We start from the raw sequence: 19,416 nt of genomic DNA on the forward strand, positions 1-19,416 counted from the left end.
GCCGGCGCCGCATCCGTCCCCGCTAGAGCGCCACCATGACCGATACCCCGCCCGACCACCTGTCCAACGACCCGCGCAGCAAGTTCTACGACCCGACCGTGCTCGAACGCGGCATCGGCATCCGCTTCAACGGCGTGGAGCGCAGCAATGTCGAGGAATACTGCATCAGCGAAGGCTGGGTGCGCCTGCCGGTCGGCAAGGCCCTGGACCGCCGCGGCAATCCGATGACGATGAAGCACAAAGGTCAGGTCGAAGCGTATTACCTGACGCCCGCGCCCGACGCGGAGTGAGCCCCGTCGCGGGGATGCCGGTGTAACGGCGCCCCTCGGCCGATGCAGCCGCCACGACCGCTGGCGGCTGCCGGCGCCCGCGAGAACCACGGACCGGCGATTTTTTTCCGCGCCGATGTCGCAAACGCGCCGCCTGGATCGTCGTAAGAGCATGAACCCCGAATCGCCGTCCGGCGCGGGGCCACACTCAGACCTTCCGGAGTATCGCCATGTCGCTCGCCGCCAGCCTGCTGCTGTTCAAACTGATCCTGCTCGCCGGACTGGCGCTGTGGATCAGCCTGATCGCCTTCAACAACCTCATCGCCTTCCGCAACGGCGTGTTCGCGATCGGCCAGCTCATGCGCATGGCGCCGCTGGAACAGGCGCCTGCGATCCAGACCCCGCTGCTGGCGCGCAAGATCGACAACCCGCGGCTGCATCGCGCGGTGCTGAGCATCGTGCTGGCCGCCGAGATCGTCAGCGGGTTGTTGCTGTGGTCGGCGGTGGCCGCGCTGGCCGGCGCCGGTGGGTTCGCCGATCCGGTGGCCCAGGCCAACCTGGCGCTGAGCGCGTTCATGGCCACCTGCTTCCTGATGCTGATCGGCGGCAGCTGGTTCGCCTACTACATCCGTCAAGACAACGTGCAGCTGCTGCACTTCGTGCTGATCGGCGTGTCGGCGCTGGCGCTGCTGGCGGTGAATCTGCGGGTCTGAGCGCGACTCAGGCCGCCGCGGTCTCGCGCAATTGCTGGCACAGCCGCCGCATGTCCTGGGCCAGCGTCGGCACCGTCTGCGGCAGGCGCAAGGCCGCTTCGATCAGCGCGCAGGCGCGCGCCGGCTCGCCGTCGATCGCCGCCAGCAAGCCTTCGGCGTAGGCGCCCAGCGGCGCCGGCTCATCCAACAGCGGCAGCAGCCATTCGCGCGCATCCTTGGCGGTACCACGCATCACCAACAGCTGGGCCAGTTGAAAACGCGCGACGACGAAGTGCGGCACCGCCGTCAACACCGCACGCAAGCGTTCTTCGGCGCGCTCGAACAGACCCAACTGCGCGTGCTGGATCGCCAACAGATATTGCGCGTGCAGATTGCCCGGGTCGCGTTCCAGCACGGTCTTGAGCAAGCGCACGGCCTCGACATCGCGCGCCTGGGCGATGGCGGCGAACGCGAGTTGCAGCAAGGCCGGGTTGTCGAGCCGGGTCGGGTCCATGGCGGGCCGGCGCCTCCCCGGCGCCGGCTATCGGTTGCGAGCGGGCATTGTGCCTTGGACCGGGCCAACGAAAAACCAACGCGCGTCATAACGAAAAGCGAAGACCCGCTTTCGTATGTTTCGCTCGCCGCCGCCCGGAGTGGAACCCCGAAGCGCCGCGACCGACGTTGTTACGTCGTACCACCGCCGCACAGCCCGATCATTGGAGGATCACCATGTTGCCGCGAACCGCGTCCCCGCTCGCCCTGCCCACCCGTCGCCTGCCCGCCGCCGCCCTCGCCGCGGGCATCGCCCTGTCGCTGATCCTGGCCGGGTGCAGCCGCAAGATCGAACATACCGACGAAGCCGCCTCCGCCGAACCCGCCTATGTCGAGAAGGCGCTGATGGCGGCCGACGCGCAGCCGGCATACGCCCCGCCTGCGTCGGCCAACACCGAGCGTTACGCCAAGACCGAGACCAACCCGATCCACCGCGCCGCCGAACAACCGGTATCGACCTTCTCCATCGACGTGGACACCGGCAGCTACGCCAACGTGCGGCGCATGCTCGCCGCCGGCGAACTGCCGCCCAAGGACGCGGTGCGGGTGGAGGAACTGATCAACTACTTCGACTACGGCTATCCGCGCCCGTCGTCCAAGGACACGCCGTTCAAGGTCTCCACCGAACTGGCGCCGTCGCCGTGGAACGCCAAGCGCGTGCTGATGCAGATCGGCATCCAGGGCTATGACGTCGACAAGAGCGAGCTGCCGCCGGCCAATCTGGTGCTGCTGATCGACACCTCCGGCTCGATGGATGAGCCCGACAAGCTGCCGCTGCTCAAGCGCGCCTTCGCCCAGTTGGTTCCGCAGCTGCGCGAACAGGACCGCATCTCGATCGTCGCCTACGCCGGCTCGGCCGGGCTGGTGCTGCCGCCGACCCCGGGCGATCACGGCGGGGAAATCCTCGACGCGCTCGAACGTCTGCAAGCCGGCGGATCGACCAACGGCGGCGAAGGCATCCAACTGGCCTACGCGACCGCGCGCCAGGCCTTCGTCAAGGGCGGCATCAACCGCGTGCTGCTGGCCACCGACGGCGATTTCAATGTCGGCGTGTCCGATCAATCGGCGCTGGAAACCATCGTCGCCGATCAGCGCAAGTCCGGGATCGCCTTGAGCACGCTCGGCTTCGGCACCGGCAACTACAACGACGCCATGGCCGAGCAATTGGCCGACATCGGCGACGGCAACCACGTCTACATCGATACGGCGCTGGAAGCGCAGAAGGTGTTGAACGAGGAATTGGGTTCGACCTTGTTGACCATCGCCGGCGACGTCAAGGTGCAGGTGGAGTTCAATCCGGCGGTGGTGGCCGAGTACCGGCTGATCGGTTACGAGAACCGTGTGCTCAAGCGTGAGGATTTCAACAACGATCGCGTCGACGCCGGCGACATCGGCGCCGGGCACGACGTGACCGCGTTGTACGAGCTGGCGTTGGTCGGTTCCGGCGGCGAATCGGTCGATCCGCTGCGTTACGGCAAGGGCAAACAGGCCGAAGCGGCTGGGCCGGCGTCGGCAGACGGCAAGGCCGGCGAAGTTGCGCTGCTGCGTCTGCGCTACAAGCGGCCGGGCGAAAGCGACAGCCGTCTGATCGAAGCGCCGCTGTTGCGCAGCGACATCGCCGGCGAACCCAGCGAGCGCATGCGCTTCGCCGCGGCGGTGGCCGGCTACGGCGACATGCTGCGCGGCGGCACCTATGTAGGGCAGAACTTCGGCTGGGACGGGGTGATCGGGCTCGCGCGCAGCGCGCGCGGGGACGATCGCGATGGGTATCGCGGGGAGTTTTTGCAGTTGGTGCAGACGGCCAAAAGTTTGCAGGCTGCGGGTGGGGCTACTCAGAGTGCGGCTGTGGCTGCGGAGTAAGCCCGGCGGCCCTCACCCTAGCCCTCTCCCGCGCTCCGAAGGAAGTCACCTTGGGTGGCGAGCGGGAGAGGGAACAGATGCGCCGCGTCTAAAGCCCCTCTCCCGCTTGCGGGAGAGGGGTTGGGGTGAGGGCAGCTCTAAGCGCCCTGCACCACCGCGCTATCGCGCTTGTTCAACCCAACCGCGTAATACAGCACCACCAGCAAAATCAAAAACGCCGGCCCGACGTACAACGCCACCCGCGTATCCGGGAAGTACGCCATCAACCCGATCACCAGCACCAGGAACCCCAGCGCGATCCACGACGCGACCGGAAACATCGGCATCTTGAACGCCAACGCCTCACGCTCGGCGGCGCTGAGACGCGCACGGAACTTCATGTGCGACACCAGGATAACGCCCCAGGTCCAGATCGCGCCGAAGGTCGCGATCGAAGTCACCCACACGAACACCTTGGCCGGCGCCACATAGTTCAGCACCACGCCGATCAGCAACGCCGCCACCGACACCAGGATCGCCGCGCGCGGCACGCCGCCGGGCGAGGTGTTGGCGAAGAACGCCGGCGCCTGCTTCTGCTGGGCCAGGTTGTAGAGCATGCGCCCGGTGCTGAAGATGCCGCCGTTGCACGAGGACAACGCCGCGGTCAGCACCACGAAGTTGATGATGCCGGCCGCCTCGCGGATGCCCATGCGTTCGAAGGTCATCACGAACGGGCTGCCGGTGGTGCCCAACTCGTTCCAGGGGTACAGCGACAGAATCACGAACAACGCGCCGACGTAGAAGATCACGATCCGCCAGAACACCGAGTTGATCGCGTCGGGAATCGACTTGGCCGGATTGGCCGCCTCGCCCGCGGTCAGGCCGATCATCTCCACGCCCAGGTAGGCGAACATCACCATCTGCAGCGACATCAGCACGCCCTGCGCGCCGTTGGGGAAGAAGCCGCCGTGCGCCCACAGATTGCTGATGCCGGTGGCCACGCCGTTGTTGCCGAAGCCGAACACGATCATCGCAAGGCCCGCCAGGATCATGCCGACGATGGTCACGACCTTGATCATCGCGAACCAGAACTCGAACTCGCCGTAGGCCTTGACCGTGATCAGGTTGACCGAGCCCATCGCCACCAGCGCGGCCAGCGCCCACGCCCACTGCGGCGAATCGGGGAACCACACCTGCATGTACACGCCGACCGCGGTGATCTCGGCCACGCAGGTCACCAGCCACAGGAACCAGTAGTTCCAGCCGGTCAGATAGCCCGACAGCGGGCCCAGGTAGTCGCGCGCATAGCGGCTGAAGGAACCGGCGACGGGGTTGTGCACCGCCATCTCGCCGAGCGCGCGCATGATGATGAAGATCGCGCCGCCGCCGAGCAGATAGGCCAGCAGGATGCCGGGGCCGGCGAGCTTGATCGCGTTGGCCGAACCCAGGAACAGGCCGACGCCGATCGCCGCGCCCAGCGCCATCAGGCGGATATGGCGCTCACTGAGGCCACGGTGGAGTTGCTGCTGGTTGTTCTGCATCCGCGGGGCTCCCGGCTGCTCCCGACGCGACGACCGCGCTGCGCTCAACGCGGCCGGGCCGGAATCGGCGAAGCATACTCCGGGCGTTGCGGACGCGGCAGGGCGGGGGTTCCTGATTTTTTCGTTTTTTCTTCCTTTTGGGGTTTCGCGGTGCTGACAGAAGCCTCAGGGCACTGTGCTGTGTCGCGACCTTGTCCCCTCATCCGCCCCTTCGGGGCACCTTCTCCCGCTTGCGGGAGAAGGGCTCCAACCACCCCTCTCCCGCCGCTCCAGGCTCCCTCTCCCTCTCCCTCTCCCTCTCCCTCTCCCTCTCCCGCTCGCGGGAGAGGGCTGGGGTGAGGGCACGCGAAAAACCAACAACGACGCAAGCCCCTCCCCAAACTCAACTCTTGAGCTTGTACCCCGTCCGGAAAATCCACCAAACCGCCGCCAGACACAGCAGCATGAATCCCGCCGTCATCCCCACGCTCAGCACGATGTCCACATCGGACTTGCCGTAAAAACTCCAGCGAAACCCATTGACCAGATACACCACCGGATTGAACAGCGACAGCCCGCGCCAGAACGGCGGCAGCATATCGATCGAATAGAAGCTGCCGCCCAGGAACGTCAGCGGCATCACGATCATCATCGGAATCATCTGCAACTTCTCGAACCCGTCCGCCCACACCCCGATGATGAAGCCGAACAGGCTGAAGGTGACCGCGGTCAGCACCAGGAACACCGCCATCCACACCGGATGGACGATGGTGAAATCGACGAAGCAGCGCGCAGTGACCAGCATCAACAGCCCCAGAATCACCGACTTGGTCGCCGCCGCGCCGACATAACCGCAGATCACCTCGACGAACGACACCGGCGCCGACAACAGCTCATAGATCGTCCCCGACCACTTGGGCAGGTAAATGCCGAACGACGCATTGGAAATGCTCTCGGTCAGCAGCGACATCATGATCAAGCCCGGCACGATGAACGCGCCGTAGCTGATCCCGCCGATTTCCACCATCCGCGAGCCGATCGCCGAGCCGAACACGATGAAGTACAACGAGGTCGACAGCACCGGCGTGGCGATCGACTGCATCAGCGTGCGGAAGGTGCGGTGCATCTCGAAGAAATAGATCGCCTTGATCGCATGCAGGTTCATGCGCGCGCCTCCGCCGTTTTCGCCGCTTGCGGCGACTTGACCAGATTCACGAAGATTTCCTCCAGCGAGCTCTGGCTGGTGTTGAGATCCTTGAACTCGATCCCGTGCTCGCCCAGCCGCTTGAGCAACGCCGCGATGCCGGTGTCCTCGGCCTGGGCGTCGAAGGTGTAGATCAGTTCGTTGCCGTCCTGGGCCAGACTCAACGAGTCGTGGACCAGTTCCGCCGGCAGCGCCGCCAGCGGCGCCTGCAACTGCAGGCTCAGCTGCTTCTTGCCGAGTTTGCGCATCAAGGTGCGCTTGTCCTCGACCAGGACGATCTCGCCCTTGTTGATCACCCCGACCCGGTCGGCCATTTCCTCGGCTTCGTCGATGTAGTGGGTGGTCAGAATGATGGTCACCCCGCTGTCGCGCAGTCGCGACACCATCGCCCACATCTCCCGGCGCAGTTCCACGTCCACGCCCGCGGTGGGTTCGTCCAGAAACAGAATGCTGGGCTCGTGCGACAGCGCCTTGGCGATCAGCACCCGCCGCTTCATCCCGCCCGACAGCGCCATGATCTTTTCGCCGCGCTTGTCCCACAGCGACAGCTCGCGCAGGATCCGCTCCAGGTACGCGGCATCCGGCGCCTTGCCGTACAGGCCGCGGCTGAAGCGCACCGTGTCCCACACGGTTTCGAACGCGTCGGTGTGCAGCTCCTGCGGCACCAGCCCGATCGCCGAACGCGCGGCGCGGTAGTCGCGGACGATGTCGTGACCATCGGCGAACACCTTGCCTTCGCCCGGATTGACGATGCCGCAGACGATGCTGATCAAGGTGGTCTTGCCGGCGCCGTTGGGGCCGAGCAAGGCGAAGATCTCGCCGCGGCGGATGTCCAGGTCGACCCGTTTGAGCGCCTGAAAACCGCCGGCGTAGGTCTTGGTCAGGCCCTGGATGGAAACGATGTTGGCGGTGGGTGTAGCGGCCGGTTCGGCAACGGACGGCATGGCGACTCCGCGAAAGACGGCACTTGCGTGCGTTCGCCGGCGCGATGGCGCCGGCACGGACCGCGCACGATCCGCGGTCGATTCATGCGAAGCGGCGACACCGCTTCGCGCGCGGGCCAGTGTACGGCGCGCGCGCGCCGGCCGGTTGCGCGGCGCACGCGCGATCGGCCGCGCTGGCGCAACTCAGCGTTCGGCCAGGTACGCGTCCAGGCGTTCGAAGGTCTCGGCCCAGCCGGGAATGATCTGCTGCGATTCCATCTCGACGCGTTCGGCTTCGCTGGCGAAAACAATCTCCAGGCTCAGCAAGGTCCGCTCCGGACCGTCGTCGGCGAAACTCACCGTCACCCGCGATGGCTGCGACGGCCGCTCATCGTCCCAATCGTCGACATAGACCAGGCGCTCGGGTTCAAGGATCTGCTGATACACGCCCTTGATCGGATACTCGGTGCCGTCCGGGGCGATCATGCAGATGCGGAATTGGCCGCCGACGGCCACATCCATCTGCCGCACCACACTGCGGAACCCGTGCGGGCCCCACCAGCGCGCGACGTGGACCGGATCGGTCCAGGCCAGAAACACCAGATCGCGCGGCGCATGGATGATGCGTTGCAGGGTGATGCTGCGTTCTTCGATGCGGTGAGTGGTGCGGGCGGGAGGAACGGCGAGCGTGCTGGAACCGTCTGACGTCATGTCGGAACTCCTGAGCAGGAAAATCCGCGCCGCGCCTCGGGGGAGCGAGGCCACTGCGGCACGAACCGAATTGAATCGATCTAATCAACCGCTTTATATTTAACCGCCAAGGAAACTACAACCCGTAGGGGTTCGCGTCAAGGCGGCCGACAAACAGCATCCAGCTACTCGTCCCAGACGCTGAGACCGGCGAACGCAACCACCTTCTCCGTCATTCCGGCGCAAGCCGGAACCCATTTTGATTTCACCTCCGCCAGCGCGCCCGACGCTACCTATCGCCGCATCCCGCGGCTCACTGCTGCGGCTCCACCGGCGGCGGCTTGCGCGGCCGCTTCGGCCCAGGCGCCGAATGCCGCCCCTGCGCCGAATCGATCTGATCGATCCAGCCCGCGCGCGACTGCGCGAATGCATCGGCGTAGGGCACGTAAGGCTTGATATCCAGCACCGGCGTACCGTCGAGCAGATCGACCCCGCGCACCACCAACGCCCGCGCCTCCACCGCCACCAATTCCACCGCCGACAACCCCAACGGATTGGGCCGATGCGGCGAGCGCGTCGCCAACACCCCGCGCTTGGGCCCGCCGCGCGGCGGTTTGACCTGCGCCTTCCAGCCCTGACTGCGGCTGAAGGCGAAAATCAGCCAGATCCGCTCGAACCCTTCCAGATCGGCGAAGGCCTCAGCCGGCAAATCCTCGACGAACTCGACCCGCGCCTGCGCCGCATCGCCGCTCTGCGTGCCCTGCACCACGGTCGACTGATGCGGCGCGTCGATGCGCAGCGCGTAAGGCGAGCGCAGGTAGGCGATGGGCGTGCACAGATACTGTTCGGACATGTCGGGGGCAACGGCGGCGGCGGCCTGAGCAAGCGGCATTGTCGCCCTCGCCGCGGCGGTTCCACCAGCGCCGCGGCAACGCCCGATATGCGTTTTGTCACTGCTGCGCCCTGCGCCGATGGCGCTATCCTGCCGAACCACCGGCGCGACCGCCCGGTCTCCCCCGACGCCACCTCGAGGCCACGATGAAATACCTGGTGATGATCTACAACGACGACCAGCTGATCGAAGCGCTGCCCGACGGCGAATACGCGACCATGATGCGCGGCTGCCTGAGTCACGCCGACGAAATGCGCGAACAGGGCGTGCTGCTGGATTCGCAGATGCTCGCGCCGCCGGCCGAGTCCAAATCGGTGCGCACCCGCGCCGGCCGCACCACCTTCCTCGACGGCCCCTTCGCCGAAGCCAAGGAATACCTGGGCGGCTTCAACCTGATCGAAGCGGCCGACATGGACGAGGCGCTGCGGATCGCGCAGGAATTCCCGTGGAGCCGCACCGGCCGGATCGAAGTGCGCCCGGTGCTGGATTTCGAGAACGTGCGCAAGCACTTCGACGCCTGAGACCGTACCGCCAAGGCCCCGACTGAACGGGGCCATCGGCGCGCCGCGGGCGGCGAAGCGTGAATTGCCGCCAACCGCGATCGCGCGCAACGCTGCGTTTAACCCAATGACGCTAGGCAGGGCCGCCGGGCGGGCGGAGAATCGGCGCGTACCCACCGAATCGGAGTCCGCCATGCACCTCCGGACCGCAGTCGCCATCGTCCTGGCCGCCGCCGCGCTCGCGGCCGGCGAGGCCGGCGCCAAATCCCGCACCGTCACCGATCCCGACGCGCCGCGCGCCCTGCCCGAACAAGGGCCGGTCAGCGTGCGCTGGGACAATCCCGAACAATTCAGCGAAATCCGCCAAAGCCGCAATCGCTTCGAATCCCGCCGCGGCAACTGGGTCGAGCAACTGGCCGAGTACGTGCGCAAGCGCGCGCAGAAGCAGCTGCCGCCCGGCGAACGGCTGGAAGTGGAGATCACCGACATCAAGCGCGCCGGCGATTACGAGCCCTGGCACGGCCCGCAGTTCGACGACACCCGCTTCGTCCGCGACATTTACCCGCCCAAGATCGCGCTCAACTTCAAGCGAGTGAGCGAGGACGGTCAGGTGATCGAAGAAGGCCAGCGCAATCTGCGCGACATGAGCTTCCTGATGGGCCCGCGCACGATCAGCGACTCCGATCCGCTGCGTTATGAGAAGCGGCTGATCGACGACTGGCTGTACGACGAATTCAAATCCACCGACGCGCGCCGCAGCGCCTCGCGCTGAAACCCAAACGAAACGGCCGGGCAATCGCCCGGCCGTTTCGCATTCGCCCGCGGCGAAAGCGGCGCTTACTGGTCCGCGTGCGGCGGCGCGGCGTTGGGGTCCATGAAGAACACTTCCCAGGTGTGGCCGTCCAGGTCGTCGTAGGCGCGCTGGTACATGAAGCCGTAATCCTTGGGCTCGTGCGCGGTGGCGCCGGCGGCGATGGCCTTGTCGACCAGCGCATCGACCGCGGCGCGATCGGGCACGCTCACCGCCAACAGCGCCTGCACCTGCTTCTTGGCGTCGACCAGGGTCTTCTGGGTGAAGCTCTGGAAGAACGGCTCGACCAGCAGCATCACGAAGTTGTTCTCGCCGACGATCATGCAGGTGGCGTTCTCATCGGTGAATTGCGCGTTGAAGCTGTAGCCCAGCTGGGTATAGAACTCGACGGTGCGGGCGAGGTTCTTGACCGGCAGGTTGACGAACAGTTGCGAATGGGTGGTCATGGCGATGGCTCCGATATTGGGAAGGAACACGGCAGAAGGGGTTGGCTGCGGCGGGCGAGTCGGTGCGGATCGCTTGGAATCCGGTCCGTTTCCTGCCTGCTCCTGACAACGACGAACCAGGATCGCGGGAATCGACAAACTCTACGAAAAATTTTTTGCCCTCCCCAGTACCGCCTGTACCGGCCTCGGCCGGGCCGCTTGGCCCGGCGCCGGCCGGGGTTTAACGTGACCGCACTCGCGCCACCCGGACGTGGCCGAAGGGGAACCCCGTGGCCACCAACCGTATCTGGCGCACCGCGCTGCTCGCCGCCCTGCTGGCGCCGGCCGCCGCCCAAGCCTGCATCAACACCACCGCCACCGATCTGCAAGGCCGCCAGTTCGAACCCGCCTGGTACGCCGTCGGCAGCGAGATGACCGACCGCCTCAGCAAACCCTCGCGCAACCGGCCCGGCCTCAAGCAAGTGCGGGCCACCATCGCCCGCGTCCGCGCCGAGCCCAACTTCAACAACCTCAACGACCTGGGCGTGGTGCTGATCTACCAGGGCCAGTACGTGCCGGCGATCCGCCATTTCACCCGGCTGGAACAACGCTTCCCCGGCCGCCACCAGACCGCGGCCAATCTGGGCACGGCCCTGGAACTGGCCGGCTACGACGACATCGCCCTGCGCTGGATCCGCCTGGGCTTCGCCCGCAACCCCGATGAGCACTACCGCACCGAGTGGCTGCACGCGCGCATTCTGCAAGCCAAGATCGCGCTCAAGCGCGATCCGCGCTACCTCGACGCGCGTTCGATCGCCGGCGTGGACTTCGCCGCGCAGACGGTTCCGCCGATGCCGCCGATGCCGGCCGGCAACGACGGACGCCCGGTCACGCCGGGCTTGCTGGAACGCTCGCTGAGCTATCAGTTGTTCGAACGCACCCAATTCGTCGCGCCCAAGGATCCGGTGGTGGCCAATCTGCTGCGCGACTGGGCCACCTTGCATCTGATCGGCGGTTCGGTCGAGAACGCCGATGCGCTGTACGACCTGGCCGTGCGCTACGGCGCGCCGCGCGACCGGCTGCTGCAACAGCGGCAGGCGCGGGCGCGTGAGGCGCTCAAACGCGCCGGCGACGCCAATGGCGGGCAATGCGCGATTTGCGGCAGCTGAGCGCGAGGGCTGGACTGGACCTTTAGGCCGGCGAACGTGGCGAGTGCATCGACTCGCGCGAGGCACTGGTCTGAGTCGATCGCGTCGGACCGGCGCATTGTCCTCAATCCGCGTTCCCCCCCAGAACGTCATTCCCGCGAAGGCGGGAATCCAGAGCCTTAAGCGTCATCTCACCAGATCGTCATTCCCGCGAACGCGGGAATCCAGAGCCTTTCGTGCGAGAACGCTTGAAGTCGCTGGATTCCCGCCTTCGCGGGAATGACGTTCTGGAGGGATAACGCTGAAGTCTTCAGGCATCAGTCCTTCAGGGGCAAAGCGGCCCGGTCTTCGCGCCGCGGCGGCTGAGCAATCGGCAGCGCCGCCCGCGACAACCTCGAAACCCACGGCCTCAGCGACTGATCCGGCCGCGCGCACTGGCCCGGTCCGGGCGCGTGGTCGATAATCGCCGGGCGGCAACGGGCCGCGCAGCCGCAGCCAGGGGGCCGGGTGTCGCATAACGCTTGCCGGCAGTGCAAAACCCGCCTCGCGCCGGCCGCCATCGTGTGCCCGCACTGCGGTCTGGCGCGGCCGGCCTGGCAGGCGGTGCGCCCGTTCCCGTCGATGCTGCGGGTCATGCGCGCCAACGGCCTGCTGTACAAAATCATCGGCGCGATCGTGGTGGCGATGATACTGACCACCACCTGCTCGCTGGTCACCGGCGACGTCGACTACCACATCGCCGCCCTGCACAAGAAACGCAATCTGGTCGCCGACCGGCGCGAACTGCTGCTGCACGAGCAACAGCGCTTGAACCTGCCCGACGCAGCCTCGCTCAACCAGCCTCCATCGACCGCCAACACCCGCCTGCCGCCGGCGCGCGACAACCAGGCGCTGCTCGACGGCATCGGCGTCATCGCCGGCGAAGTCGGCAGCCGCAGCCGTTACCGACAGGCCCAGGCGCAGGCGCAGATCGACGCGCTGCATCTGGAAGACCAATTACTGCCGGAAAACCTGCTCGGCCCCGAGGGCATCCGCAGCGGCCGCGCCAACAACCGCCGTTACCTGGAACTGCTCAACTATTCCGTCGGCGTCAGCCGCGCCAGCCAAGCCGAATTCGAACAACGCCTGCGCGCGCTGATCGGCGAAAACCCCGAAGGCCGCCAAGTCATGACCGACTTCGTCGCCAACACCGCGCGCCTGCGCCAGGAAGACACCGCCCTGCTCAAGAACCAGCGCGCCAGCATCGCCAAGAGCGAACAAGTGCTGGACCTGGCCCAGGCCCGCCTGGGCAAGATCCAGATGCAGGACGGCACGATGATCTTCGAAGATCCCAAGGACGCCGAACAGTTCAACCGGCTGATCGCCGAGATCAAGTCATTGGCCGAACAACGCACGCTGATTGAGCGCCAGCGCCAGGTGCGCATGCACGCGTCCTTGCAAGTGATACAAAAGAGCCGCCCGCCCGAGAGCCGCTCCGACCAACCCACCAAGCGGTAAACCCACCCGCCGTAAACCCTCACACCGTCATTCCGGCGAAAGCCGGAACCCATTTTGACTTTGCTCTCACCAACCAGAGCAGCACCACTCGATCCGCGCCGCTATCCCCGCGCCCCCACCGCCAACCGCCGCCCAATCGCCTCCCCCAACTCCGGCCCAGACGGAAGCCGCAAGCCAAACTCCTCCCGCAACACCGCCATCACCGCCTGCGCACCCTCCAACTCGCGCCGCTCGCTGGCCGCGCCGATGCGATGGATCGCGAAACTGCCGTTGCTCAAGGTCTTGCGCCAACCCGGCCCGGTACGCGCGACGAACAACTGATCGCGGAACGGCGACTGCGGATGCGCCGACACGTACCAATTGCCGACCTCAAAATCGATCGCCGCCTGCGGCTGCGTATCGAACACATACAACGCCCGCCATTCACCGCCGACCTTGGCGCGCAGCACATAGCTGTCGTCGCGGCGGTCGAGCCGATAAAGCTCATGCGGCGTGCCCTGCTCGCCGCGCTCGGCCAATCGCAACGGCGCAGTCGGCACCATCCCGCCGAAACCGACATCGGCCAGATACTCCACGCCCTCGACCGTAACCAACACCACCAGATGAGTGCGCGCGGTCATCGCATCCTCCGGACCGCCCATCACCACCCGTCCGGTGATCCCGCGCGCCTGGAATCCCAGATCCTGCAGCAGCGCCAAAAACATCAGATTGAGTTCGTAGCAGTAACCGCCGCGGCCCTCGTGCAACAGCTTGCGCTGCAACGAAGGCAAGTCGATCGGCACCGGCGCGTGCACCAGCGTGGCGATGGTCTCGAAGGCGAACTCGCCGGTGTGGCGCAGCTGCAACTCGCGCAGGGTCTCCAGACTCGGAGGCGGCGCGCGCTGGAAACCCAGGCGTTGCAGATACAGCGGCAGATCCTGCAGTTGCGCGGACATCGGCTTACCCGTGATCGTTCGAATGCGGCTTACGTTAAGGCCTCAAGCGTGGTTGAGGTCAAGCCGAGCCCGCCCGAAGCCGAGACGCTCAGCGAATCACCTCGGCGCAAGCGTTGCCCTCGGTCAGATACGAGAACACCCGGTACGCGCGGGTGAACACCGCGATCTTGCACGAGCGCTGCGCGCCGGCCTTGCTTTGGAAGCTCTTGTCGTAAGTCAGCCGCGACTCGCCGCGCATGACCTCGGTGGTGTCCGACGGCTCGCCCCAATGCGCGCGGAACTCGGCCTCGGCGCGGTTGACCCACGGCTCCAGCAAGGCCGCGCCGGGCTGCCGCCCGCGATCGGTGTCGGCGGCCTTGGCGCCGGTGTGCACGCGGGCGAAATCGTAGCCGACGTAGGCGCGGCCGGCGCAATTCGGCGCCGACACCGCGCACGCGGCGCCGTGCACCGCACTGCATTGGCTCAGCGCGTCGATCCGCGCGGCTTCGGGGTAATCGCTCTCGGCCACGAACGGCGCGCCGCCCTTCTTCGGCCACGCCGCGGCCAGACAGCTGTTGCTGTGCGCGGCGATCGGCTTGCACGCGCCGCCGCCGCACTTGGCCGCGGCCTCGCTGAGCGCCTGCGCCTGCGACAAGGCATTGGCCGCGGCGTACACGGCCTTGCCGTTGCCCGCCAACGCGCCCCACAACAAGCGGTCGTCGGCGGCGACTTCGAACAAACGCGCGCGCTGCTCGCCGCTCAGACCCTGGGCATGGAACAACCCGCCCGCGGTGCCGCTGCACAGCGGCTCATCGACCAGATTGCAGAGCTTGTCCGGGCTCTTGCCGTTGCAGCCGCTCAAGGCGACCCGGCTGGCCGCGATCTCATCCGGCCCGGTACCGCTGGCGAACTGAGCATCGGCGTTGCGCGCCACCGCGACGCAAGCGTTGTTGGCGCTGGCCAACACCGCGCAACCCTGCCCGCCGCGATCCGCGCACGCCTTCAGCGCCGCGCTTTCGGCCTTGCGCTGGCTGCCCACGTCGCCGGCGCCGGCGACCTGCGCCAACCCCGGCGATGCGGCGACCGCGCCCCACCCCTTGCGCGCCTGCGCTTGCGCCCGCTCGCGCATCATCTCCATCGGAGTGGGTGGCGGCGGCGGTGGCTGATTCTGCGCCGCCGCCTGCATCGCCTGCTGATGCGGGATGATCACGTTCTGCACGAAGTTCTGCACGCATTGCTGCTGTTGCTGCGCGCCGGGCACCGAGCAGATCGCGCCGGCGTCCAGACTCCAGCCCAACAGCGCCAGTGCCGGCAACAACAGAATTTTCTTGGTCACGTCCATGAGTGCGATTCCTTGGTCGGGTTTCATCGTCGCCGCCGGAACTTCGCGCGATTCCGCGCTAGCCGCCGGCGGGTTCATCCTTGAGCCGCGGCTCGGTCAAGCCGTCGGCATCAAACACTATCAACTGCGGTGCATCCTCAAAGCCAGGCCGATGGTCGCACAGATGCTGGTGACCGTACCCGTCACCCATGCGTTCCATGGCCTCGGCCGCTTCTGCGAGAAAGGCCGCGATCTGCCGCAATTCCTCGGGACGGGCCGCCAACGTGACCTCGCGCAACCGAAGCGGACCCGGCGGCCCGATGGCCGCGCCGTCGTCGCTGTAGCCGAACAGTTGCATGCGCCCTTCCGAAGATCGATCTCGAATCGCCCGATCATAAACTCTGCCCGCCGACCTGATCGGACGCACTGGCCGCCGGCCGCGCCTTGACCGATACTCCGGCTGGCCGCCGTAGCGATGGGGATCGCCGGGCCGGCCTACTCAGCCAAACCAACTCAAGGGGACGACAGGATGTCGAACGCAGTCTGCGATCAATGCCAGTCCGAAATCGGCGCGGGCGCGCGCACCTGCGCCCGTTGCGGCGCGCCGGCCTTCGCTAACTTCATGCCCGACCCGCGCCGCACCTCTCGGAGGCAGGCACCATCGAACGCCTTCGTCACCTGGGCCGCGATCGGCGGGGCGCTGGCGATCATGGCGGTGCTGGTCGGCATCGGCATTTTCTTCGGCATGCAACAGCGTGCGGCCAGCAATCGCGAGGCCAATGCCCTGGCCGATACCAGCCGCGAGCTGCTGATGCAGCAGCAGCAACGGATCAAGAACGGCGGCGCCGGGCGCGCGCCCGACGGCCCTGCGCCCGGCGCGTCGACCGAATTGGCACCGGCGCGCAGCGAAGCCGAATTGCTGCGCGGGCTCAACGTGATCCTGCGCGAAGTCGGCCACAAGAGCCAATACCGTCAGGCCCAGATCGAGGCGCAGATGAACGCGCTGAAGATCGAGACCGTGCTGGAACCCAAGAGCCTGGTCAGCGCCGGCGCCATCCGCAACGGCCGCGACATCGCCGCGCGCTACACCGCGTTGCTGGAACAATCGGTCACCGCCAGCCGCGAAAGCAACGACGAACTCACCCGCCGGGTGCGTGCGCTCGCCAGCGGCTTGCCCGCGGGCAAGCGCCAGTTGGGCTTGTTCGAAAGCAGCACCGCCAAGCGGCTCGCGCTGGAAAGCAGCCTGATCGCCAACCAGCGCCGGATGATGGCGTTGATCGGGCAAATGCTGGATCTGGCCCAGTCGGGCCTGGGCCGCATCCAATTGCAGGACGGCAGTCTCGCGTTCCAGAACCAGAACGACCTGGACCGCTACAACCAGCTCGCCGACCAGATCCAGGCCACCGCCGCCGACGAAACCCGCATCACCCGCGAGCAGCAGGCGATGCTGCGACAGGCCATGACCCAGGTGGACCGACTCAAGCGTTCCTGAGGCGCGCGCCGCGCCGATGCACCGCGATCAAGCGCCGGCCATCTCGATCAGCTTGGCCACGGTGTTCAAGTTGCGCGCGGTGCCGGCCTTGGCCGCGGGCACGACCAGTTTGGAATCGGCCATGCCCTCGCCGTAATGCACGTAGATCTCGCGCTCGCCCAGCGCGATTTCCTCGCCGTTGCGGTGCTTGACTGCCGCCAACGCATCGGCCGGCGGCGCGCCGTCGAGAAAGATCACCACCGCGCGATTGGGCGCGGCCTGCTTGAACGGTTGCGCCGCCAGCGCGCGCGCCATCTCCGCGCCGCTGCGCAGGATCACTCCGACCGGCTTGCCCGCGTATTCGGCCAAGCGCTGCTCCAACGCCGCCTGCACGCGTGCCGCGCTTAGCGCGCTGCGGAACACCACGTTGCCGCTGGCGATGTAGGTGCGCACCTCGGTGAAACCGGCCGCTTCGCACATCGCGCGCAGTTCGGCCATCGGCAGTTTTCCGGTGCCGCCGACGTTCACGGCGCGCAGCAAGGCGATGTAGGTCTGCATGGCGGCGGCACCGCGGCGCTGAGAGAGGAAGGAAGAAGAACCGGACGGTGCGGCGGGCTACCGGTTACCAGATCAGATCGTCCGGCACCTTGAACTGGGCGTAGTACTCATCGTCCTCGCTCAGCGGTTCGGCCGGCGGGTTCTTTTGCCCACCATGATCGAGCACCACCATCGCCGCATCGCGCTCGCGCACCTTTTCCGCCGCCGCGCGCGGTATCAGTTCGTAGTCCTCGCCGTGGCGCGCGATCGCCAACGCGCCGCTGGCCAGTTGCGTGCGCAGCGCCGCGTCGATGTAGATCGTCTTGATCGCGGCGCCGTCGTTGAATCGATAGGCGATCTCGCCCTGACGCTTGACCTTGTTCTGCTCGACGATCTGATGGATCTGCGCGCGCAACTCGTGCGCGCGCGCCTGCGCCTTGCGCTCGGCCTCCAGCGCGCGGTCGCGCTCGACCTTCTCGGCGCGGACGCGTTCGGCCTCGGCCTGTTCGGCGCTGGGGCCCTGCGGCTGCTTGGACTGGCGCTGTTTGTTCTGCTCGCGCACGGCCTGGGTGGCCTGGGACTTCTTGGCCAGGCCGGCCTTGAGCAGTTGGTCTTGGAGGGGGTTTCGCATACGCCGCAGTCTAGTACGGGCGCTGGGCCGCGGAAACCAGGGCGCGCGGGCGGCACTGCGATTTCAACCGCCAACCGGGCCCTTTCTGACGAACAGCTCACGTTTGACCTGCGCCAGCGTTTTGCGTTGCGGGTCTTCGGGCAGCAGGCCGAAAGCCAGCACCATCTGCGCGAGCAGGTCCGAGTCGGTGAACAGGTAGGCCAAGGGAACTTGCAGTTCCTTCGCGATGCGTTCGACCGCGGCGATGTCGAGCGTATCGTCCGGCTTCAGGTACTGGGTGAATCGGGCTTTTTCAAAATCGAAATGCCAAGCTGCGTCCATGCTTGATCTCCTTCGCTATGTGCCCAAAGTCGGCACTGACAAATAGTCATTTATCGACTTTTATTTGTCAACCATTTCTGACGGGACAACATTCCTGGACTTATACAGACTCTGTTTATGGATACCTTCGGCTCAAGAATACGATCGCTGAGAAAGACACGAGGCTGGTCTCAAGAAAAGCTTAGTTTCGAGCTCGATGTTTCTCCTGCCACCGTGTCCAAATGGGAAACGGGCAGAATCGAGCCGAACTTAAGACAACTTGAGCGGTTTCTCCGCATATTCGCGCGAGACGGAATGACACTGGAGTGGTTGATCACCGGTAAAACCGGCGGGAATTCGGTGAGCAAGAAACCGCGCTCAGGCACAGAAACTTCACCTCGCAATGTCGAAACGCAAGACGAACAGATCTTGCTGGTGCGCTACCGCCTGCTCTCTTCCAAGAAACGCAAAATGCTTCTTGGCCTGTTGGAAGACTGAGCCAACCGCGCAACCTCATCCCGCGGGCGCATCGTTAGAATCGCCCCGACACATTTCCCTTGCTTCAAGGAACGACAGCAACCCCATGAAGATCGCCCCCTGCCTGCTCGCGCTCGCCGCCGGCTTGTTCGTCACCGCTGCCCAGGCCGAAGAGCCCAAGGCCCGGTTCCGCGTCCACACCGCGCCCGCTTCGGCGGCGCCTGCCGCCTCAACCGCTGCGGCCAGTCCCACCGCTCCTGCGGCGGCCCCGACGCTGCCGAAGTCCACGATCCCCCGCCCCGCCGGTGGCGTGCCCGCCCCGTGGCAGGGCAAACCGAAACCGGCCTCCTCGGTGCCGGCGGTCTATCTGACGGAATGGAAGAAAGCCAAGAACCGCGACCGTTGTGCGGTGCTGGCCTTGCAGGACGCGGAAAAGGAACCGGGCATCAAAGTCCGCCGCGCCGATTTCTCCGACGGCTGGGCGGTGGCTTACGACGCACCCGGCCAACGCAGCGCGTTCGGTGTCGCCGGCACGGGCCTGGACGTGGACGGCAAGGGCTACACCTTCCCCAACACCGTGGCGTGGAGCGACGGCAGCAAGGCCAGTTACGGACTGGAAGGCGGCACCGGGCCCAAGTATCTGGGGTATCTGGAAGTCGCTGGGCAGCGGTGCCTGTACAACGTGTGGTCGGCGCGCGGCAAAGAGCATCTGGAATTTCTGTTGAACAGTCTGCGTAAAGTGCAGACGCCGTAACAACGCCGAAAGATCGCGCGATACAACCACCCCGTCATTCCGGCGAAAG

Annotated in this window: 23 protein-coding genes; 10 read left to right on the forward strand and 13 right to left on the reverse strand. The window is 66.3% G+C overall.

Going from position 1 to position 19,416, the window contains the following annotated elements:
• Window positions 1–35: 35 nt before the first annotated feature.
• Both V7787_RS36380 and V7787_RS36385 read left to right on the forward strand, forming a co-directional pair.
• Window positions 36–290 (forward strand): DUF3297 family protein, encoded by a 255-nt coding sequence (locus tag V7787_RS36380; protein WP_336092312.1) that lies wholly within the window; start codon window positions 36–38, stop codon window positions 288–290.
• A 209-nt stretch (window positions 291–499) separates the two neighbouring features.
• Window positions 500–982 (forward strand): DUF2165 family protein, encoded by a 483-nt coding sequence (locus tag V7787_RS36385; RefSeq protein ID WP_336092314.1) that lies wholly within the window; start codon window positions 500–502, stop codon window positions 980–982.
• Between the two features lie 7 nt (window positions 983–989).
• Here the strand turns inward: V7787_RS36385 and V7787_RS36390 are convergent, their stop codons facing one another.
• On the reverse strand, window positions 990–1,475 hold the full coding sequence (locus V7787_RS36390; protein WP_336092316.1) for a tetratricopeptide repeat protein: 486 nt from the start codon (window positions 1,473–1,475) through the stop codon (window positions 990–992).
• 215 nt (window positions 1,476–1,690) lie between these two features.
• Here V7787_RS36390 and V7787_RS36395 point away from each other — a divergent pair, with 215 nt between their 5' ends.
• A complete protein-coding gene (locus V7787_RS36395; protein ID WP_336092317.1) occupies window positions 1,691–3,373 on the forward strand; it encodes a vWA domain-containing protein in 1,683 nt (560 codons plus the stop codon).
• A 137-nt stretch (window positions 3,374–3,510) separates the two neighbouring features.
• On the opposite strand, the gene V7787_RS36400 is transcribed toward V7787_RS36395, so the two are convergent.
• The 5 genes from V7787_RS36400 to tsaA form a co-directional block, all read right to left on the reverse strand.
• The gene (locus V7787_RS36400) at window positions 3,511–4,893 is read right to left on the reverse strand and encodes an amino acid permease (protein WP_336092319.1); all 1,383 of its coding nucleotides are present in this window, start codon (window positions 4,891–4,893) and stop codon (window positions 3,511–3,513) included.
• 382 nt (window positions 4,894–5,275) lie between these two features.
• Window positions 5,276–6,037 carry an ABC transporter permease gene (locus V7787_RS36405; RefSeq protein ID WP_336092321.1) on the reverse strand — a complete coding sequence of 254 codons (762 nt, stop codon included), beginning with the start codon at window positions 6,035–6,037 and terminating at the stop codon, window positions 5,276–5,278.
• Window positions 6,034–7,020 (reverse strand): ABC transporter ATP-binding protein, encoded by a 987-nt coding sequence (locus V7787_RS36410; RefSeq protein ID WP_336092323.1) that lies wholly within the window; start codon window positions 7,018–7,020, stop codon window positions 6,034–6,036. The genes V7787_RS36405 and V7787_RS36410 overlap by 4 nt, the downstream gene beginning before the upstream one ends.
• 183 nt (window positions 7,021–7,203) lie before the next feature.
• The gene (locus V7787_RS36415) at window positions 7,204–7,710 is read right to left on the reverse strand and encodes an SRPBCC domain-containing protein (RefSeq protein WP_336092325.1); all 507 of its coding nucleotides are present in this window, start codon (window positions 7,708–7,710) and stop codon (window positions 7,204–7,206) included.
• Between the two features lie 292 nt (window positions 7,711–8,002).
• Complete coding sequence (gene tsaA / locus V7787_RS36420) at window positions 8,003–8,581, reverse strand: tRNA (N6-threonylcarbamoyladenosine(37)-N6)-methyltransferase TrmO (protein WP_336092326.1); 579 nt, start codon at window positions 8,579–8,581, stop codon at window positions 8,003–8,005.
• A 146-nt stretch (window positions 8,582–8,727) separates the two neighbouring features.
• On the opposite strand from tsaA, the gene V7787_RS36425 reads away from it, so the two are divergent.
• Window positions 8,728–9,102 (forward strand): YciI family protein, encoded by a 375-nt coding sequence (locus V7787_RS36425; protein ID WP_336092327.1) that lies wholly within the window; start codon window positions 8,728–8,730, stop codon window positions 9,100–9,102.
• A 172-nt stretch (window positions 9,103–9,274) separates the two neighbouring features.
• Window positions 9,275–9,853, forward strand: coding sequence for a DUF3016 domain-containing protein (locus V7787_RS36430; protein WP_336092329.1), 579 nt, complete (start codon window positions 9,275–9,277; stop codon window positions 9,851–9,853).
• A gap of 65 nt (window positions 9,854–9,918) precedes the next feature.
• On the opposite strand, the gene V7787_RS36435 is transcribed toward V7787_RS36430, so the two are convergent.
• Window positions 9,919–10,338 (reverse strand): VOC family protein, encoded by a 420-nt coding sequence (locus V7787_RS36435; protein WP_336092331.1) that lies wholly within the window; start codon window positions 10,336–10,338, stop codon window positions 9,919–9,921.
• A 269-nt stretch (window positions 10,339–10,607) separates the two neighbouring features.
• Here V7787_RS36435 and V7787_RS36440 point away from each other — a divergent pair, with 269 nt between their 5' ends.
• Both V7787_RS36440 and V7787_RS36445 read left to right on the forward strand, forming a co-directional pair.
• Window positions 10,608–11,486, forward strand: a complete 879-nt coding sequence (locus tag V7787_RS36440; RefSeq protein WP_336092333.1) for a hypothetical protein — start codon at window positions 10,608–10,610, stop codon at window positions 11,484–11,486.
• Window positions 11,487–11,972: 486 nt separating this feature from the next.
• Entirely contained in the window at window positions 11,973–12,962 is a 990-nt protein-coding gene (locus tag V7787_RS36445; protein ID WP_336092335.1) for a hypothetical protein, read from the forward strand.
• A gap of 101 nt (window positions 12,963–13,063) precedes the next feature.
• On the opposite strand, the gene V7787_RS36450 is transcribed toward V7787_RS36445, so the two are convergent.
• The 3 genes from V7787_RS36450 to V7787_RS36460 form a co-directional block, all read right to left on the reverse strand.
• The gene (locus tag V7787_RS36450) at window positions 13,064–13,897 is read right to left on the reverse strand and encodes an arylamine N-acetyltransferase family protein (RefSeq protein ID WP_336092337.1); all 834 of its coding nucleotides are present in this window, start codon (window positions 13,895–13,897) and stop codon (window positions 13,064–13,066) included.
• Between the two features lie 88 nt (window positions 13,898–13,985).
• A complete protein-coding gene (locus tag V7787_RS36455; protein ID WP_336092338.1) occupies window positions 13,986–15,218 on the reverse strand; it encodes a DUF4189 domain-containing protein in 1,233 nt (410 codons plus the stop codon).
• A 58-nt stretch (window positions 15,219–15,276) separates the two neighbouring features.
• Entirely contained in the window at window positions 15,277–15,555 is a 279-nt protein-coding gene (locus V7787_RS36460) for an Imm32 family immunity protein (RefSeq protein WP_336092341.1), read from the reverse strand.
• Window positions 15,556–15,726: 171 nt separating this feature from the next.
• Here V7787_RS36460 and V7787_RS36465 point away from each other — a divergent pair, with 171 nt between their 5' ends.
• Window positions 15,727–16,689: a hypothetical protein gene (locus V7787_RS36465; protein ID WP_336092342.1), complete on the forward strand. Its 963-nt coding sequence runs from the start codon at window positions 15,727–15,729 to the stop codon at window positions 16,687–16,689.
• Between the two features lie 27 nt (window positions 16,690–16,716).
• Here V7787_RS36465 and V7787_RS36470 read toward each other — a convergent pair whose 3' ends face one another.
• The 3 genes from V7787_RS36470 to V7787_RS36480 all read right to left on the reverse strand — a co-directional run bounded on the left by V7787_RS36470 (window position 16,717) and on the right by V7787_RS36480 (window position 18,157).
• Window positions 16,717–17,226, reverse strand: coding sequence for a DUF1697 domain-containing protein (locus tag V7787_RS36470; protein ID WP_336092344.1), 510 nt, complete (start codon window positions 17,224–17,226; stop codon window positions 16,717–16,719).
• Between the two features lie 64 nt (window positions 17,227–17,290).
• A complete protein-coding gene (locus V7787_RS36475; protein WP_336092347.1) occupies window positions 17,291–17,836 on the reverse strand; it encodes a DUF2058 domain-containing protein in 546 nt (181 codons plus the stop codon).
• Window positions 17,837–17,899: 63 nt separating this feature from the next.
• Window positions 17,900–18,157, reverse strand: a complete 258-nt coding sequence (locus tag V7787_RS36480; RefSeq protein ID WP_336092350.1) for a hypothetical protein — start codon at window positions 18,155–18,157, stop codon at window positions 17,900–17,902.
• A 117-nt stretch (window positions 18,158–18,274) separates the two neighbouring features.
• Here V7787_RS36480 and V7787_RS36485 point away from each other — a divergent pair, with 117 nt between their 5' ends.
• Together V7787_RS36485 and V7787_RS36490 are read left to right on the forward strand one after the other, a co-directional pair.
• Window positions 18,275–18,634 (forward strand): helix-turn-helix domain-containing protein, encoded by a 360-nt coding sequence (locus tag V7787_RS36485; RefSeq protein ID WP_336092352.1) that lies wholly within the window; start codon window positions 18,275–18,277, stop codon window positions 18,632–18,634.
• Between the two features lie 85 nt (window positions 18,635–18,719).
• Complete coding sequence (locus V7787_RS36490; RefSeq protein ID WP_336092354.1) at window positions 18,720–19,367, forward strand: hypothetical protein; 648 nt, start codon at window positions 18,720–18,722, stop codon at window positions 19,365–19,367.
• Window positions 19,368–19,416 lie beyond the last annotated feature (49 nt).

The organism is Pseudomonas sp. CGJS7 (assembly GCF_036961695.1).

Bases quoted from the DNA above. Each gene is read 5' to 3' on its own strand.
- V7787_RS36380 (WP_336092312.1), top strand. From the start codon at position 36: ATGACCGATACCCCGCCCGACCACCTGTCCAACGACCCGCGCAGCAAG.
- V7787_RS36385 (WP_336092314.1), top strand. From the start codon at position 500: ATGTCGCTCGCCGCCAGCCTGCTGCTGTTCAAACTGATCCTGCTCGCC.
- V7787_RS36390 (WP_336092316.1), bottom strand. From the start codon at position 1,475: ATGGACCCGACCCGGCTCGACAACCCGGCCTTGCTGCAACTCGCGTTC.
- V7787_RS36395 (WP_336092317.1), top strand. From the start codon at position 1,691: ATGTTGCCGCGAACCGCGTCCCCGCTCGCCCTGCCCACCCGTCGCCTG.
- V7787_RS36400 (WP_336092319.1), bottom strand. From the start codon at position 4,893: ATGCAGAACAACCAGCAGCAACTCCACCGTGGCCTCAGTGAGCGCCAT.
- V7787_RS36405 (WP_336092321.1), bottom strand. From the start codon at position 6,037: ATGAACCTGCATGCGATCAAGGCGATCTATTTCTTCGAGATGCACCGC.
- V7787_RS36410 (WP_336092323.1), bottom strand. From the start codon at position 7,020: ATGCCGTCCGTTGCCGAACCGGCCGCTACACCCACCGCCAACATCGTT.
- V7787_RS36415 (WP_336092325.1), bottom strand. From the start codon at position 7,710: ATGACGTCAGACGGTTCCAGCACGCTCGCCGTTCCTCCCGCCCGCACC.
- tsaA (WP_336092326.1), bottom strand. From the start codon at position 8,581: ATGCCGCTTGCTCAGGCCGCCGCCGCCGTTGCCCCCGACATGTCCGAA.
- V7787_RS36425 (WP_336092327.1), top strand. From the start codon at position 8,728: ATGAAATACCTGGTGATGATCTACAACGACGACCAGCTGATCGAAGCG.
- V7787_RS36430 (WP_336092329.1), top strand. From the start codon at position 9,275: ATGCACCTCCGGACCGCAGTCGCCATCGTCCTGGCCGCCGCCGCGCTC.
- V7787_RS36435 (WP_336092331.1), bottom strand. From the start codon at position 10,338: ATGACCACCCATTCGCAACTGTTCGTCAACCTGCCGGTCAAGAACCTC.
- V7787_RS36450 (WP_336092337.1), bottom strand. From the start codon at position 13,897: ATGTCCGCGCAACTGCAGGATCTGCCGCTGTATCTGCAACGCCTGGGT.
- V7787_RS36455 (WP_336092338.1), bottom strand. From the start codon at position 15,218: ATGGACGTGACCAAGAAAATTCTGTTGTTGCCGGCACTGGCGCTGTTG.
- V7787_RS36460 (WP_336092341.1), bottom strand. From the start codon at position 15,555: ATGCAACTGTTCGGCTACAGCGACGACGGCGCGGCCATCGGGCCGCCG.
- V7787_RS36465 (WP_336092342.1), top strand. From the start codon at position 15,727: ATGTCGAACGCAGTCTGCGATCAATGCCAGTCCGAAATCGGCGCGGGC.
- V7787_RS36470 (WP_336092344.1), bottom strand. From the start codon at position 17,226: ATGCAGACCTACATCGCCTTGCTGCGCGCCGTGAACGTCGGCGGCACC.
- V7787_RS36475 (WP_336092347.1), bottom strand. From the start codon at position 17,836: ATGCGAAACCCCCTCCAAGACCAACTGCTCAAGGCCGGCCTGGCCAAG.
- V7787_RS36480 (WP_336092350.1), bottom strand. From the start codon at position 18,157: ATGGACGCAGCTTGGCATTTCGATTTTGAAAAAGCCCGATTCACCCAG.
- V7787_RS36485 (WP_336092352.1), top strand. From the start codon at position 18,275: ATGGATACCTTCGGCTCAAGAATACGATCGCTGAGAAAGACACGAGGC.
- V7787_RS36490 (WP_336092354.1), top strand. From the start codon at position 18,720: ATGAAGATCGCCCCCTGCCTGCTCGCGCTCGCCGCCGGCTTGTTCGTC.